The organism is Cellulomonas sp. JZ18 (assembly GCF_009720485.1).
GTDB lineage: Bacteria > Actinomycetota > Actinomycetes > Actinomycetales > Cellulomonadaceae > Cellulomonas.
This window is the reverse complement of the sequence record NZ_CP045245.1, coordinates 1,003,618-1,017,267: the sequence shown is the minus strand read 5'-3', so window position 1 is coordinate 1,017,267 and position 13,650 is coordinate 1,003,618. Positions and strand designations below refer to the sequence as shown.

The 13,650-nt window shown below is 75.3% G+C and carries 12 protein-coding genes and 1 pseudogene; 3 read left to right on the top strand and 10 right to left on the bottom strand.

Going from position 1 to position 13,650, the window contains the following annotated elements:
• Positions 1-33 precede the first annotated feature (33 nt).
• A complete protein-coding gene (locus tag GC089_RS04750) occupies positions 34-798 on the top strand; it encodes an ROK family protein (protein WP_155376676.1) in 765 nt (254 codons plus the stop codon).
• Between the two features lie 20 nt (positions 799-818).
• Here GC089_RS04750 and GC089_RS04745 read toward each other — a convergent pair whose 3' ends face one another.
• The gene (locus tag GC089_RS04745; RefSeq protein ID WP_155376675.1) at positions 819-1,565 is read right to left on the bottom strand and encodes an alpha/beta fold hydrolase; all 747 of its coding nucleotides are present in this window, start codon (positions 1,563-1,565) and stop codon (positions 819-821) included.
• Between the two features lie 197 nt (positions 1,566-1,762).
• Between GC089_RS04745 and GC089_RS04740 the strand changes: the two genes are divergently transcribed.
• Together GC089_RS04740 and GC089_RS04735 are read left to right on the top strand one after the other, a co-directional pair.
• On the top strand, positions 1,763-4,996 hold the full coding sequence (locus GC089_RS04740; protein ID WP_155376674.1) for a putative Ig domain-containing protein: 3,234 nt from the start codon (positions 1,763-1,765) through the stop codon (positions 4,994-4,996).
• Positions 4,993-6,780, top strand: coding sequence for a putative Ig domain-containing protein (locus tag GC089_RS04735; protein WP_155376673.1), 1,788 nt, complete (start codon positions 4,993-4,995; stop codon positions 6,778-6,780). Before GC089_RS04740 ends, GC089_RS04735 begins: the two co-directional genes overlap by 4 nt.
• 230 nt (positions 6,781-7,010) lie before the next feature.
• Here GC089_RS04735 and rplQ read toward each other — a convergent pair whose 3' ends face one another.
• The 9 genes and pseudogenes from rplQ to secY form a co-directional block, all read right to left on the bottom strand.
• Entirely contained in the window at positions 7,011-7,535 is a 525-nt protein-coding gene (gene rplQ / locus GC089_RS04730) for a 50S ribosomal protein L17 (RefSeq protein ID WP_155376672.1), read from the bottom strand.
• 71 nt (positions 7,536-7,606) lie between these two features.
• Positions 7,607-8,620: a DNA-directed RNA polymerase subunit alpha gene (locus GC089_RS04725; RefSeq protein ID WP_155376671.1), complete on the bottom strand. Its 1,014-nt coding sequence runs from the start codon at positions 8,618-8,620 to the stop codon at positions 7,607-7,609.
• 211 nt (positions 8,621-8,831) lie between these two features.
• Entirely contained in the window at positions 8,832-9,233 is a 402-nt protein-coding gene (gene rpsK, locus GC089_RS04720; protein WP_013117847.1) for a 30S ribosomal protein S11, read from the bottom strand.
• A 77-nt stretch (positions 9,234-9,310) separates the two neighbouring features.
• The gene (rpsM, locus tag GC089_RS04715; protein WP_155376670.1) at positions 9,311-9,691 is read right to left on the bottom strand and encodes a 30S ribosomal protein S13; all 381 of its coding nucleotides are present in this window, start codon (positions 9,689-9,691) and stop codon (positions 9,311-9,313) included.
• A 168-nt stretch (positions 9,692-9,859) separates the two neighbouring features.
• Positions 9,860-9,973, bottom strand: a complete 114-nt coding sequence (gene rpmJ / locus GC089_RS04710) for a 50S ribosomal protein L36 (RefSeq protein WP_013117849.1) — start codon at positions 9,971-9,973, stop codon at positions 9,860-9,862.
• Between the two features lie 67 nt (positions 9,974-10,040).
• Positions 10,041-10,262, bottom strand: coding sequence for a translation initiation factor IF-1 (gene infA / locus GC089_RS04705; RefSeq protein WP_012877432.1), 222 nt, complete (start codon positions 10,260-10,262; stop codon positions 10,041-10,043).
• Positions 10,263-10,614: 352 nt separating this feature from the next.
• Positions 10,615-11,456 (bottom strand): annotated as a pseudogene (gene map / locus GC089_RS04700) (type I methionyl aminopeptidase).
• A gap of 7 nt (positions 11,457-11,463) precedes the next feature.
• Complete coding sequence (locus tag GC089_RS04695) at positions 11,464-12,045, bottom strand: adenylate kinase (protein WP_155376669.1); 582 nt, start codon at positions 12,043-12,045, stop codon at positions 11,464-11,466.
• A complete protein-coding gene (gene secY, locus GC089_RS04690) occupies positions 12,042-13,340 on the bottom strand; it encodes a preprotein translocase subunit SecY (RefSeq protein WP_155376668.1) in 1,299 nt (432 codons plus the stop codon). Before secY ends, GC089_RS04695 begins: the two co-directional genes overlap by 4 nt.
• Positions 13,341-13,650: the final 310 nt, after the last annotated feature.

Sequence of the window (13,650 nt, the reverse complement as noted above, 5' to 3'; positions counted from 1 at the left end):
GCCCACGCTAGCCGCGGCGCTACCGTGGTCGGCGTGCCGCCCGCGACCGACCCCTGGACCCTCGCCGTCGACTGCGGCGGCGGCGGGATCAAGGCGTCGGTGCTCGACTCCGCCGGCACGCTGCACGTGCCCGCCGTGCGCGTGCCCACGCCCTACCCCCTGCCGCCGGAGCGCCTCGCGGACACGATCGCCGCGATCGCGGCCGACCTGCCGCCCGCCGGTCGCGCCACGGTCGGCGTGCCCGGGATGGTGCGGCACGGGGTCGTCGTCGCGACCCCCCACTACGTGACCCGGTCGGGCCCCCGCACGGCCGTGCTGCCCGAGCTGGTCGCGGCGTGGCAGGGCTGCGACGTGCGCGCGCTGCTGGAGGCGCGCCTCGGCGTGCCGACGCTCGTCCTCAACGACGCGGAGGTGCACGGCGCGGGCGTCGTGTCCGGCACGGGGCTCGAGCTGGTCCTCACGCTCGGCACCGGGCTGGGGTCGGCGCTGTTCGACGGCGGACGGCTCGCACCGCACCTCGAGCTGTCGCACGCCCCGGTGCGCTGGGGCACCACGTACGACGCCTACGTCGGCCAGCCCGAGCGCGCGCGGCTGGGCGACGGGCTGTGGTCCCGGCGCGTGCGGCGGGTCGTGGACGGGTTCCGCCCGGTGTTCCACTGGGACCGGCTGTACCTGGGCGGGGGCAACGCGCGCGCGATCACGCCGACCGTGCTGGAGCGGCTCGGGGACGACGTCGTCGTCGTGCCGAACCAGGCGGGCATCGTCGGCGGCGTGCGGGCCTGGGCGCTCGTGCACTGACGGTGCGCCGGGCGCCGCGCTCAGGACCGTCCGGTCCGGGCGAGCGCCTCCCGGGCGTCCACGTCCGCGAGGACCTCGAGCAGCACCCGCGTGAACCGGACCGGCTGCACCAGGCTCACCAGGTGCGTCGCCCGCGGCACGACCACCAGGCGCCCGTCCCGGCAGGCGGCGAGGAAGCGCCGCTCCTCGCCGCGGAAGTGGTCCCAGCGCCCGTTGACGATCCACACGGGCGCCGGCACGCGCCCGAGGTCCTCGAGCGGGCGGGCCACGGTCATCTCCCGCAGCGCGTCCTCGACGACGTCGAGCGCGAAGCCGCCGGCGCCGGCGTCCGCGGCCCCCTCCGCCGGCAGCGTCCGGTCCACGAGCCACTGGTTCACGGCCGCGCCCCGGTCCGGCAGACGTGCGAAGCCCCACGCCGCCGCACCCCAGGCGCGCAGGACGGCACGGTGAGGCCGCGTCGAGCACGAGGCGGCGACGAGCCCGGCGACCTGCTCGGGGTGCCGGGCGGCGTGGGCGATGGCGACGTACCCGCCGAGCGACAGCCCGACGACCACCGCCCGACCGCCGACGTCCTGCACGGCGGCGGCCACCGCGTCGACGGCACCGGCGTGCGTGTACCGCTCCCCCAGACGCGCACCGTGACCGGGCAGGTCGGGTGCGACCACCGTCCGCCCCGCCGCCTCCAGCGCCGTCACCTGCGCCCGCCACATCGTGCGGGACGCGCGCAGCCCGTGGACGAGCACCACGGGAGTCCTGCCCTCGCTCATGCCGCCGACGGTACCCAGCGCGGGCGTGGCGTCCGAGCCGTGGACGCAGACCGGGGCGATCCGGACGGGACGCGCGCCGGCCCTGTCCGCCACCCGGGCCGCGCCCCTACCGTGCCCCCGTCCCCCGCTCCCCGCCGGTGCCGCGGCCGCCGCCGCTGCGCCCGGGGCGCGGCGACCGCCCCGACCTGAGGACGCCCGTGCCCATCTCCCGCCCCGGCCGCCTGACCGCGGCCCTCCTGACCGCCGTCCTCGCGCTCAGCGGCGCCGCGGTCGCGCTGCCCGCGACCGCGGCCGAGCCGGCCGGGTTCACCGTCGACGACTTCGCGGGGCGCAGCATGGGCACCCGCACACCGGCCGCGGGCGACATGTGGACGTGCGAGCCGTCGCAGGGCTCGAGCGTCACCGTGACGCCCGGGCGCATGCGGGTCGAGGCAGGCGTCGACGGCTGCGTGACCGCGAACACGTGGGTCGACTGGGACGCCCCGGCCCCGGTCGACCTCACGGCGGGCGGCACCCTCGACCGGATCCTGCTCAAGTACGAGGACGTGCACCCCCAGGTCGAGGGCAACCCGATCGCGTTCTCGGTCACGGTCTGGGACGCCGACGGGCGGCAGAGCGCGGGCAGCGGCCTCAGCCGGCCCGCGCAGCCCGACTTCCTCACCGTCCGCTACCGGCCGGCGTACGAGGGGGACGCCGCGTGGCTGCGCCCGGTCGGCGCCGGCGCCGACCTGACCCGCGTGACCCGCCTGCGGCTGGGCGTCGCCGGGACGCTGCACCGGACCCCCGTGTCGGTGACCTTCACGAGCCTCGGGTTCGAGTCCGGTGAGCCCGCCTACGAGGCCCCGACGGTGCCGGCGGACCCGCTCGTCTTCCGGCCGGCGGCCGGTCCGCAGACGCAGGCCCTGACGGTGACCGGCTTCCCCGAGCCCGACGTGAGCGTGAGCGGTGGCCCGGCGTGGCTGACGTCGGCAGCCGTCAAGGGCGACCGCAGCACCCGCGTGACGTTCACGGGCGACCCCGGCACCGCGTACGCGGACACCACGGTGCGGGTGCGCGCCACCGTCGCGAACAGCCTCGTCGCCGAGCGGGACGTGCGCGTCGTCGTCCCGTCGCCCGTGACGTTCGCACCGGCCGCAGGTCCGGTGACCGTACCGGTCGGGGTCGCGGCGGACACGACGCTCGGCACGGTGAGCTCCGTGCCGGTGGCGGCCGTCGCCGGTGCCACCGGCACGCCCGCCGGGACCCGCGTCGTGCTCACCGACGGGCGCGTCGCGCTGACGGGCACGCCGACGGCGCCGGGCGAGCACACCGTGCGGGTCACGCTCGACACCGGCTTCGAGAGCCGCACCGTCGAGGTGCCGGTCCTCGTGACCGCTCCCCCGGCGGTGGCCGAGGTGCCCGCGCAGGCGTGGCCGCGCGGCGAGCCCGTCGCGCTCGACGTGCAGGTCACCGGCGTCCCCGCGCCCACGGTGGCGGTCGCGGGCCTGCCGGCCGGCGTCACGGCGGCGCCCACGTCCGACGGCGTGCGGATCGCCGGCACGCCGACCGTCGACGGCGCGTCGACCGTGCGGGTCACCGCGACCAGCACCGCCGGCACCGCCGAGCGGACGCTCGACGTCGTCGTCGGCTCCGCCCCGGTCCTCACCCTCCCCACGGACGTCACCGGCGAGGCGGGCGCGCCCCTGGACGTGCCGCTCGGGGTCTCCGCGTCCCCCGACGCCGTCGTCACGGCCACCGGCCTGCCCGAGGGCTGGTCGGTCACGGGCACGGGCGCGACCCGGACGCTGTCCGGCACGGCGCCGCGCACCGCCGCCGGCACCGGCCTCGCCACGGTGACGGCACGGAACGCGTTCGGCGAGACGACCGGCGAGCTGCCCTGGACCCTCACCGCCGCCCCGGCGCTGACCGGGGCGGCGGACCTCACCTGGCACGTCGGCACGTACGCCCAGCACGTGCTGGAGGCGGACGGCTTCCCGGCGCCGCGTGTCACGGTCGCCGGCGCCGACGGCGGCCCGCTCGCCCTGCCCGCGGGGCTGCGGGTCGAGGTGCGCGGGCAGCAGGTGGTCCTGTCCGGCACCCCGACGGCCGCCGGCTCGGCCGTCGTCCGGGTGACGGCCGCCGGTACGCGGACCGTCACCCACGACGTCACCGTGCGTGCGCTGCTCTCGCCGGTCTTCCCCGACGCGGCGCCCGTGCTCGTCGCGCCGACCGGGACGCGCACCGCCTGGGTCCTCGACGTCGAGGGCCACGAGGCCCCTGCGCTGACGGTGGACCCCGCCCTGCCGGGCTGGCTCACGTTCGACGCCGCGACGCGCACGTTCACCGCCACGCCCGCCGCGACCGACGCCGGCGAGCACGGTCCCTTCACCGTCACCGCGCGCAACGCAGCCGGTGAGGCGACGGCCACGCTCACCGTGCGGGCCACCCGCCCCGCCGCCGTCACCGGTCCCGGCTCGTCCGTCCCGGTGGTCCGCGACGCCCCCGCGGACGGCACCGTCCTGGGCCGGGTCGCGGGCTTCCCGCTGCCCGCGGTCACCGCCGACAACCTCCCGACCGGGCTGTCGGTCGTGCTCGACGCCGACGGCACCGTGCGGCTGACCGGCACCCCGGTGGCCGGCGAGGGGCCGCGCACGGTGACCCTGCGCGCGGACAACGGGCTCGGGGCGCCCGCCACCGCGGCCGTGACGCTCGTGCTGCGTGCGCACGCACGTGTCGACGCACCGGCGTCCGTGCAGGTCGCGGCCGGGGAGCAGGCGCACGTCCCGCTCACCCTCGGCGGCTACCCCGCGCCGGTCGTGACGGCGACCGGGCTGCCGGCGGGCCTGCGCGTGGCCGAGGACGGCACCGCGCTCGTCGGCACACCGGGCACGCCCGGCGTCGCCGAGGTGGAGCTCCGCGCGGACAACGGCGTCGGCGCGGTGGCGACCGCACGCCTGCGCGTCGAGGTCGCCACCGCGCCGCAGCTCGTCGGCACGCCGGCCCGGCTCGTCCTGCACGCCGGTCTCGGGGAGACGATCGCGCTCGGCACGGTGGCGGGCTCGCCGTCGCCGGCCGTGACCGCCGACGGCCTGCCCGCCGGCCTCACCCTCGTGCAGGACGGGGCGGACCTGCGCCTCGTCGGTGCCACGGGCGCCACCGGCGAGGCCGAGGTGACCCTCACCGCCGCGAACGGCCCCGCGCACCCCGCCGCCACGCGCACCCTGCAGCTGACCGTCGTCGCACCCGCGGCCGTCTCCGCCCCCACCGAGGTGGTGGCGAGGCTGGGCGAGCCGCTCACGCCCGTGCCCGTGACCGTCAGCGGGTACCCCCGCCCCAGCTGCTCCTCACGGGGCAGCCCGCGGGCGTCCGGCTCGCGGTCGACGGCACGACCGTCGCGCTCGTCGGCACACCCGAGGTGGCGGGCCGGCACACCCTCCTGGTCTCCGCCATGAACGGGATCGGCGTGGGGTCGTCCGCGATCGTCGTCCTTCACGTGCGCTCCGCGCCGTCCGCCGACGTCGCGCACGGGAGCACCACCCTGCGCGCGGGCGGCACCGCCGACGTCGCGCTCACGACGCTCGGGGGCCACCCGGTGCCCACGGTCACCGCCGACGGCCTGCCCGCCGGTCTCGACGTCGCGGTGGACGGGCGCACGGTGCGCCTGACCGGCACCACCGCGGCCGCGGGACGCCACGCCGTGACCCTCACGCTCGACAACGGCACCGGCCCCGCCGTGACCGTCCCGTGGACGGTCGAGGTCCAGGAGCCCCCGGGCCTGACGCCGGCCACCGGCGGACGCGTGCTGCTCGGCGGCACGGTGGACGTCCCGGTGACCGTGTCCGGCTACCCCGAGCCCGAGGTCTCCGCCGACGGCCTCCCAGCCGGGCTCGCGCTCGAGCGCACGGCCACGGGCGTCGCGCTGCGCGGCACCCCGACCGGTCCCGGCACGTCGCACGTGCGCCTCACGGCGGCCAACGGCGTCGGCCCCGCCGCCGTCGCGACGTACGCGCTCGTGGTCGAGGCCCCCGCGACCGTCGCCGGCACCGGTGGGCCCCTCGCGGCCGGCACGCGGACGACGCGGGCGCTGACCGTCGGCGGCCACCCGGCACCGACCCTGACGACGTCCCCGCTGCCCCGCTGGCTCACGTTCGACGCGGCCGCGGCGACGTTCACGGCGGAGCCCACCGCGGCCGACGCCGGGCCCGTGCCGCCCGTCACCGTGACGGCGGACAACGGCGTGGGCACGCAGACGCTCGTGCTCGCGTTCGAGGTCACGAGCCGCCCCACGCTCACCGCCACGGGCGGCACGACCCGGGTCCGTGCCGGCGCACCGGCGGACGTCGCCCTCGCCGACGTCGTGGGGCACCCGCGCCCCGCGGTGACCGCCGCAGGGCTGCCCGAGGGGCTGCGCGTCGAGGTCGTGGACGCCGCCGTGCACCTGCGCGGCACGACGTCCGCCCCGGGACCGCACGCCGTGCTCCTGCGGCTCGACAACGGCACCGGGCCGCTCGTCGAGGTGCCGTGGACGGTCGAGGTCGAGACCCCGGCCGCCCTGACGGCGGACCGCAGCGTGCCGGCGGTGCGCGGCGAGCCGGTGCGCGTCGACGTGACCGCCGACGGCTGGCCCGCACCGGTCGTGACGGCCGACGGGCTGCCCGAGGGCGTCACGTGGGAGCCCACGCCCACGGGCGGCCGACTCGTCGGGACGCCCGTGCGGGCCGGTACCGCCACGGTGACGCTCCGCGCGGCGAACGGCGTGGGCGCCGGCGCGACCGCGCAGGTCGCGCTCGTCGTCGCCGGCGGGCTCGACGTCGCCGCGTCGACAGCGCGTCCGGCCGCGGGCGGCGCCGTGGACGTGCGCGCGGTCGGCCTGCACCCGCACGAGGAGGCCGAGATCTGGCTGCACTCCGCACCACGGCTGCTGCTGCGGACGCGGGCCGACGCGGCCGGCGCGCTGGCCGTGCGCGTCCACCTCCCCGCCGACGTCCCGGCGGGCGCGCACACGCTCGTGGTGCGCTCCGCGAGCGGCGTGGTCGGCGGCGTGCCCATCGAGGTGGCGGCTGTCCCGGGCACCGCGACGACCGGGCCCTCCGGGACGTCGTCCGGTACGGCGTCCGGCGGCCGGACGGACGCCCGGCTCGCCGCCACCGGCACGACGACAGGGGCGCTCGCCCTCACGGCGCTCCTGGCACTGGCCGTCGGCACGGCCTCCCTGCGGGTCCGTCGCCGAGCCTGACGAGCACGACGGCCGACGTGCGCCCCCCGGACGCGCACGTCGGCCTCCCGCGCACGCCGCACCGGACCGGCACCGGACGCGGCACGGACCGACCCGCCCGCGGCTGCACCGCCCCGGCGCACGGCCGGCCGCCGGGGCCACGGCTCCTGGTCCGACGCCCGGCCCCGGCAGACGCACGAGGGCCCGGACACCGTGCGGTGTCCGGGCCCTCGTGGCGCTGCTGGCGAGGCTCAGGCCTTGTCGGCCTGCGTCTCCTCGGCCGGGGCGTCGGCGGACGCCTCGTCCGTGGTCTCGGCCGTCGGCTCCTCGACCGGCTCGTCGGCCGGCGCGGCGGGGGCCGGGGCGGCCTTCTCGGCGGCGCGCGTGGCCTCCTTGACGACGGCCTGCTTCGGCGAGAGCGGCTCGAGGACGAGCTCGATCACGGCCATCGGCGCGTTGTCGCCCTTGCGGGGGCCGATCTTCGTGATGCGCGTGTAGCCGCCCTGGCGGTCGGCCACGGTCGGCGCGATCTCCGTGAACAGCGTGTGCACGACGCCCTTGTCACGGACGACCGTCAGCACGCGACGACGCGCGTGCAGGTCGCCGCGCTTGGCGAACGTGATGAGGCGCTCCGCGAGCGGGCGCAGGCGCTTGGCCTTGGCCTCGGTCGTCGTGATGCGCTTGTGCTCGAACAGCGCCGTCGCGAGGTTCGCGAGGATCAGCCGCTCGTGCGCCGGGCTGCCACCGAGCCGGGGACCCTTGGTGGGCGTGGGCATGGTCTCTACTCCTTGGGATCAGAAAGGGGCGACGCCGGACCGCCGCGCGCGGCGGCCCGGGCGAACGGTCGTCAGTACTGCTCGTCCTCGACGAAGTCGGTCTCGTCGTCCCCGTAGTAGGCGCCCGACGCGGTGGGGTCGAAGTCCAGCGGGCTGTCCTTGAGCGTGAGGCCCAGCTCGGCCAGCTTCTCCTTGACCTCGGTGATGGACTTCGCACCGAAGTTGCGGATGTCGAGCAGGTCGGCCTCCGACCGCGCCACGAGCTCACCCACCGTGTGGATGCCCTCGCGCTTGAGGCAGTTGTACGAGCGGATCGTCAGCTGCAGGTCCTCGATCGGCAGCGCCAGGTCCGCGGCGAGGGCCGCGTCCGTCGGCGACGGGCCGATCTCGATGCCCTCGGCCTCGACGTTCAGCTCGCGGGCGAGACCGAACAGCTCGACGAGCGTCTTGCCGGCCGAGGCCAGCGCGTCGCGCGGGCTGATCGCCGGCTTCGTCTCGACGTCGACGATGAGCTTGTCGAAGTCGGTCCGCTGCTCGACACGCGTCGCCTCGACCTTGTAGGTCACCTTGAGCACGGGCGAGTAGATCGAGTCGACCGGGATCCGGCCGATCTCCGCGTCGAGCGACTTGTTCTGGTTCGCCGACACGTAGCCGCGGCCGCGCTCGACCGTGAGCTCGATCTCGAGCTTGCCCTTGTCGTTCAGGGTGGCCAGGTGCAGCTCGGGGTTGTGCACCTCGACGCCGGCCGGCGGCACGATGTCCGCGGCCGTGACCTCACCCGCGCCCTGCTTGCGCAGGTACATCACGACGGGCTCGTCGTTCTCCGAGGAGACGACGAGGTTCTTGATGTTGAGGATGATCTCGGTGACGTCCTCCTTGACGCCCGGCACCGTCGAGAACTCGTGCAGCACACCGTCGATCCGGATGGACGTGACGGCGGCGCCCGGGATGGACGACAGGAGCGTGCGGCGCAGGGAGTTGCCGAGGGTGTAGCCGAAGCCGGGCTCGAGCGGCTCGATGGAGAACCGCGAGCGGTGCTCCGAGATGACCTCTTCGGTCAGGGTGGGACGCTGTGCGATGAGCACGGTGGGGTTCCTCTCCGCGGGCGTCCGCCATATGACGCTCCGCAGGTACTGCTGGCCGGGACGTGGCTCGGTCCGCACGTCCTGGCGACGGTCGTGGTCCGGTCGTGCCGTGCGTCCTCACGCCGCCGTCGTCACGCGCGGGGCGGGACGACGGCGGGGACGCGCGAGGGCCGGGACCGGTGCGCAGGGCACGGTCCCGGCCGTCGACGGGTCAGACGCGGCGACGCTTCGGCGGACGGCAGCCGTTGTGCGCCTGCGGCGTCACGTCCTGGATCGAGCCGACCTCGAGGCCCGTCGCCTGCAGCGAGCGGATCGCGGTCTCACGGCCCGAGCCCGGGCCCTTGACGAACACGTCGACCTTGCGCATGCCGTGCTCCTGGGCACGGCGGGCGGCGGCCTCGGCGGCGAGCTGCGCGGCGAACGGCGTCGACTTGCGCGAGCCCTTGAAGCCGACCTGGCCGGACGACGCCCACGCGATCACGGCGCCCGACGGGTCCGTGATGGAGACGATCGTGTTGTTGAACGTGCTCTTGATGTGCGCCTGGCCGTGGGAGACGTTCTTCTTCTCCTTGCGGCGCGGCTTGCGCACGGCGGTGCGGGACTTGGGAGGCATCTCTTCTTCTCTCGGGGTCTGCGGGTCGGTGGGCCGACGGCGTGGCGGTCAGCGACGGTGCGCGACCAGCCGGCGCCTTACTTGCGCCCGGCCTTCTTCTTGCCGGCGACGGTGCGCTTCGGGCCCTTGCGGGTGCGCGCGTTGGTCTTGGTGCGCTGCCCGCGCACCGGGAGGCCGCGGCGGTGACGCAGGCCCTCGTAGCTGCCGATCTCGACCTTGCGGCGGATGTCGGCGGCGATCTCGCGACGGAGGTCACCCTCGAGCTTGAAGCTGCCCTCGAGGTAGTCGCGCAGCGCGACCAGCTCGGCGTCGCCCAGGTCCTTGACCCGGACGTCCGGGCTGATGCCCGTGGCGGCGAGGGTCTGCTGCGCGCGCGTGCGCCCGACCCCGAAGATGTAGGTGAGCGCGATCTCGACCCGCTTCTCGCGGGGGAGGTCGACACCGATGAGACGTGCCATGTGCCTGCTGGCTCCTGTACTGCGTCGGAGGTCTGCCGCACCGTCCTCCCGCGGGCCGCGGGCCCCGGCCTCCGAGCCGGGGGTTCGCCGTGCGCCGGGCCGGGGCCCTGAGCACGGAGTGGCGATGCGCTTGCTGGCCCTAGCGGGCCGTGTGGTGCGGTGTGCTGCTCAGCCCTGGCGCTGCTTGTGGCGCAGGTTCTCGCAGATCACCTGGACGCGACCGTGCCGGCGGATCACCTTGCACTTGTCGCAGATCTTCTTGACGCTCGGCTTGACCTTCATCGCGTGTTCCTCCGCCGCCGTGCACCGGCCCGGACGAGCCCGGCCGACGGCGTGTCGATGGGGTGGGTTACTTGTAGCGGTAGACGATGCGCCCGCGGGACAGGTCGTACGGGCTGAGCTCGACCACGACCCGGTCCTCGGGGAGGATCCGGATGTAGTGCTGGCGCATCTTGCCCGAGATGTGGGCGAGCACCTTGTGGCCGTTCGCGAGCTCCACGCGGAACATCGCGTTGGGGAGCGCCTCGATCACGCTGCCCTCGATCTCGATGACGCCGTCCTTCTTGGCCATGTCCTCCGCTAACTGTCGTTCGTGTCGTGCTGTTCCCACGCGCCGCCGGAGCCCCGGGGGTTCCGGGTCTCTCGCCGAGAGTGTGGAGCGGCGCGGGCGACCCGTCGTCCGGACGGCGCACACAACCAACCCGCAACTATACGGCATCGAGAGCGTGCTGGTGGTGTGTCCTGCACCATCGTCGCCGCGGTGCCCGCGGGGACACTGCACCGGCGCCCGGCACACCGCTCCCCTGCGCCCCGGCCGAGCCGCCTCTCCCACCTCGGGAGCGGCGCGTGCCTCTACGGCCCGGGCCGGCAGGGCGGCCCGGCGAGCGGGCAGCCGGGCGGCGGACGAGACGCGCCCGCGGGCCTCAGGGCAGCGCGGCGACCTGCACGCCGAGCGCGCCCAGCCGCTCGGCGCCCCCGTCCCGGGCGGTGAGCACGACGACGCCGTCCTCGAGCACCGCCACGGTGTGCTCCCAGTGCGCGGAACGCGAGCCGTCCTCCGTCACGACCGTCCAGTCGTCGGCGAGCGTGCGGTTCGCCTCGGCGCCGCGCACGAGCATCGGCTCGACGGCCACGCACAGGCCCGGCCGGACCTTCGCCCCACGGTCCCGGGTGCGGTAGTTCGGCACGTCCGGGGGCTGGTGCATCGCCGTGCCGATGCCGTGGCCGACGTAGTCCTCCACGATCCCGTACGGCGCGCCGCCGTTGCGCCCCGCGGCGTGCGCGGCCTCGACGACCTCCTCGACGGCCTCCCCCACGCCACCGAGGCGGTCGCTGCGCGCGAGCGCCGCGATGCCGGCCCAGAGGGCCTCCTCGGTCGTCGTGACCAGCTCGTGGTCGAGGGGGTCGCCGTCGCCGACGACGACCGAGAACGCCGAGTCCCCGTGCCACCCGTCGACGACCGCGCCGCAGTCGACGGAGACGACGTCCCGGGCTGCAGCACGCGGCTGCCGGGGATCCCGTGGACGATCTCCTCGTTCACGGAGACGCACAGCGTCGCGGGGTACCCGTGGTACCCGAGGAAGGACGGTGTCGCCCCGGCGCCGAGGATGACCTCCTCGGCGACCGCGTCGAGGTCGGCCGTCGTGGCCCCCGCTGCGATCCGCGCGCGGACCGCGTCGAGGGCGTCGGCGACGACCAGCCCGGCCCGACGCATCACGGCGACCTGCTCGGGCGTCTTGTACTCGATGCGCTCCCGGCCGAACATCGCGGGGTCAGGCGGGGCGGACGACCCGCAGCGCGTCGAGCAGGCGCTGCGTGACCTCGTCGACGTCACCGAGACCGTCGACCTGCACGAGCAGGCCGCGCGCGGCGTACACCTGCGAGATCGGGGCGGTCTGCTCCGCGTACACGTCGAGACGGTGCCGGATGACGTCCTCGGTGTCGTCCGCCCGGCCCTCGATGGCGGCGCGGCGGGTCAGTCGGTCGACGACCACCTGCGGGTCCACGGTCAGCTCGACCGCCGCGTCGACCCCCGCGCCCGCGGCCGCGAGGATCTCGTCGAGCGCGCCGACCTGGGCCACGTTGCGCGGGTACCCGTCGAGCAGGAAGCCCTCGGCGGCGTCCGCCTGCGCCAGGCGGTCGCGCACGAGCTCGTTCGTGAGCTCGTCCGGGACCAGCGCACCCGAGGCGGTGATGTCCTGGACCTGACGGCCCAGCTCGGTGCCGTTCCGGATGTTCTCGCGGAAGATGTCGCCGGTCGAGATCGCCGGGACACCGAGGCTCTCGGCCAGGCGGATGGCCTGCGTGCCCTTGCCCGCTCCGGGCGGGCCCAGCAGGACGAGACGTGCGGTCAACGGAGGAACCCTTCGTAGTGACGCTGCTGCAGCTGGGACTCGATCTGCTTCACCGTCTCGAGGCCGACGCCGACCACGATGAGGATCGAGGCGCCGCCGAACGGGATGTTGTTGCCGACGTCGAGGACGATGAACGCGATCGTCGGGATGAGCGCGACGAGCGCCAGGTAGATCGAGCCCGGTGCGGTGATGCGCGTGATGACGTAGTCGAGGTACTCGGCCGTCGGACGCCCGGCGCGGATGCCGGGGATGAAGCCGCCGTACTTCTTCATGTTGTCCGCGACCTCGTCCGGGTTGAACGTGATCGCCGTGTAGAAGTAGCAGAAGAAGATGATCAGCAGGATGTAGATCCCGATGTGCAGCGGCGCCTCGGGGTCCGCCACGTACAGGCTGATCCACTGCACCCAGCCGGCCGTGGGGTCACCGAACTGCGCGATGAGCGCCGGGATGGCGAGCAGCGACGACGCGAAGATCACCGGGATGATGCCGGCCATGTTGATCTTGATCGGGATGTAGGTGCTCGACCCGCCGTACATGCGGCGGCCGACCATGCGCTTGGCGTACTGCACCGGGATGCGACGCTGCGACTGCTCGACGAAGACGACCAGGCCGATGACGAGCACGATGATCGCCATCACCACGATGAACTTGCCGATGCCGCCGGCGCCGCCCGCGATGGACCACATGGCGCTCGGGAAGCTCGCGGCGATCGAGACGAAGATGAGCAGCGACATGCCGTTGCCGACGCCGCGCTCGGTGATCAGCTCGCCCAGCCACATGACGAGGCCGGTACCGGCCGTCATGGCGATGACCATGATGAGCAGCGTCACCCAGGAGTCGTCGGGGATGACGTCGACGGTGCAGCCGGTGAACAGGTTGCCGCTGCGCGCGAAGGTGATGATCGTCGTCGACTGCAGGACGGCGAGGCCGATGGTCAGGTACCGCGTGTACTGCGTGAGCTTCGCGGTGCCCGACTGCCCCTCCTTGTGCAGCTCCTCGAACTTCGGGATCACGACCCGCAGCAGCTGGATGATGATGCTCGCGGTGATGTACGGCATGATCCCGAGCGAGAACACCGACAGCTGCAGGAGCGCCCCGCCGCTGAGCAGGTTCACCAGCCCCAGCAGGTCGTTGGCGTCCGCGGTCTGGTCGATGCACGCCTGGACGTTCGGGTAGCTGACGCCGGGCGTCGGCAGGAACGAACCGATGCGGAACACCACGACGATGCCGATGGTGAAGAGCAGCTTGCGCCGCAGGTCGGGCGTCCGGAACGCCCGTGCGAATGCGCTGAGCACCTGTCCTCCTGCTGGGATGAGGTCGGCACGACCGACCCGTTGCCGCCGCGCTGCGGCGAAGACCGCGCGCCAGACTACCCCGTACGTCCAGCGAGCCCGGCATGCGGCCGGGTCGGGACGTGCGGTGGCGGCACCCATGACGGCCCCGTACCCGGCCGGCGCCGCCACGTCACCGTCGCGGAGCGCCCCCGACGATACCCGGCGCGGGCCGTCCTGACGGCTCCCGTCCGCCGTGGGAGACCCACCCGCTGACCGCACGAGCCTGCCGCCGGCGTCCGGCCGCGTCCGTACCGCGGCGCCGCCCACACCT

Coding starts and splice junctions, on each gene's coding strand:
- rplQ (WP_155376672.1), bottom strand. CDS start 7,535: ATGCCCACGCCCACCAAGGGTCCCCGGCTCGGTGGCAGCCCGGCGCAC.
- rpsM (WP_155376670.1), bottom strand. CDS start 9,691: ATGGCACGTCTCATCGGTGTCGACCTCCCCCGCGAGAAGCGGGTCGAG.
- rpsK (WP_013117847.1), bottom strand. CDS start 9,233: ATGCCTCCCAAGTCCCGCACCGCCGTGCGCAAGCCGCGCCGCAAGGAG.
- rpmJ (WP_013117849.1), bottom strand. CDS start 9,973: ATGAAGGTCAAGCCGAGCGTCAAGAAGATCTGCGACAAGTGCAAGGTG.
- infA (WP_012877432.1), bottom strand. CDS start 10,262: ATGGCCAAGAAGGACGGCGTCATCGAGATCGAGGGCAGCGTGATCGAG.
- GC089_RS04745 (WP_155376675.1), bottom strand. CDS start 1,565: ATGAGCGAGGGCAGGACTCCCGTGGTGCTCGTCCACGGGCTGCGCGCG.
- GC089_RS04735 (WP_155376673.1), top strand. CDS start 4,993: ATGAACGGGATCGGCGTGGGGTCGTCCGCGATCGTCGTCCTTCACGTG.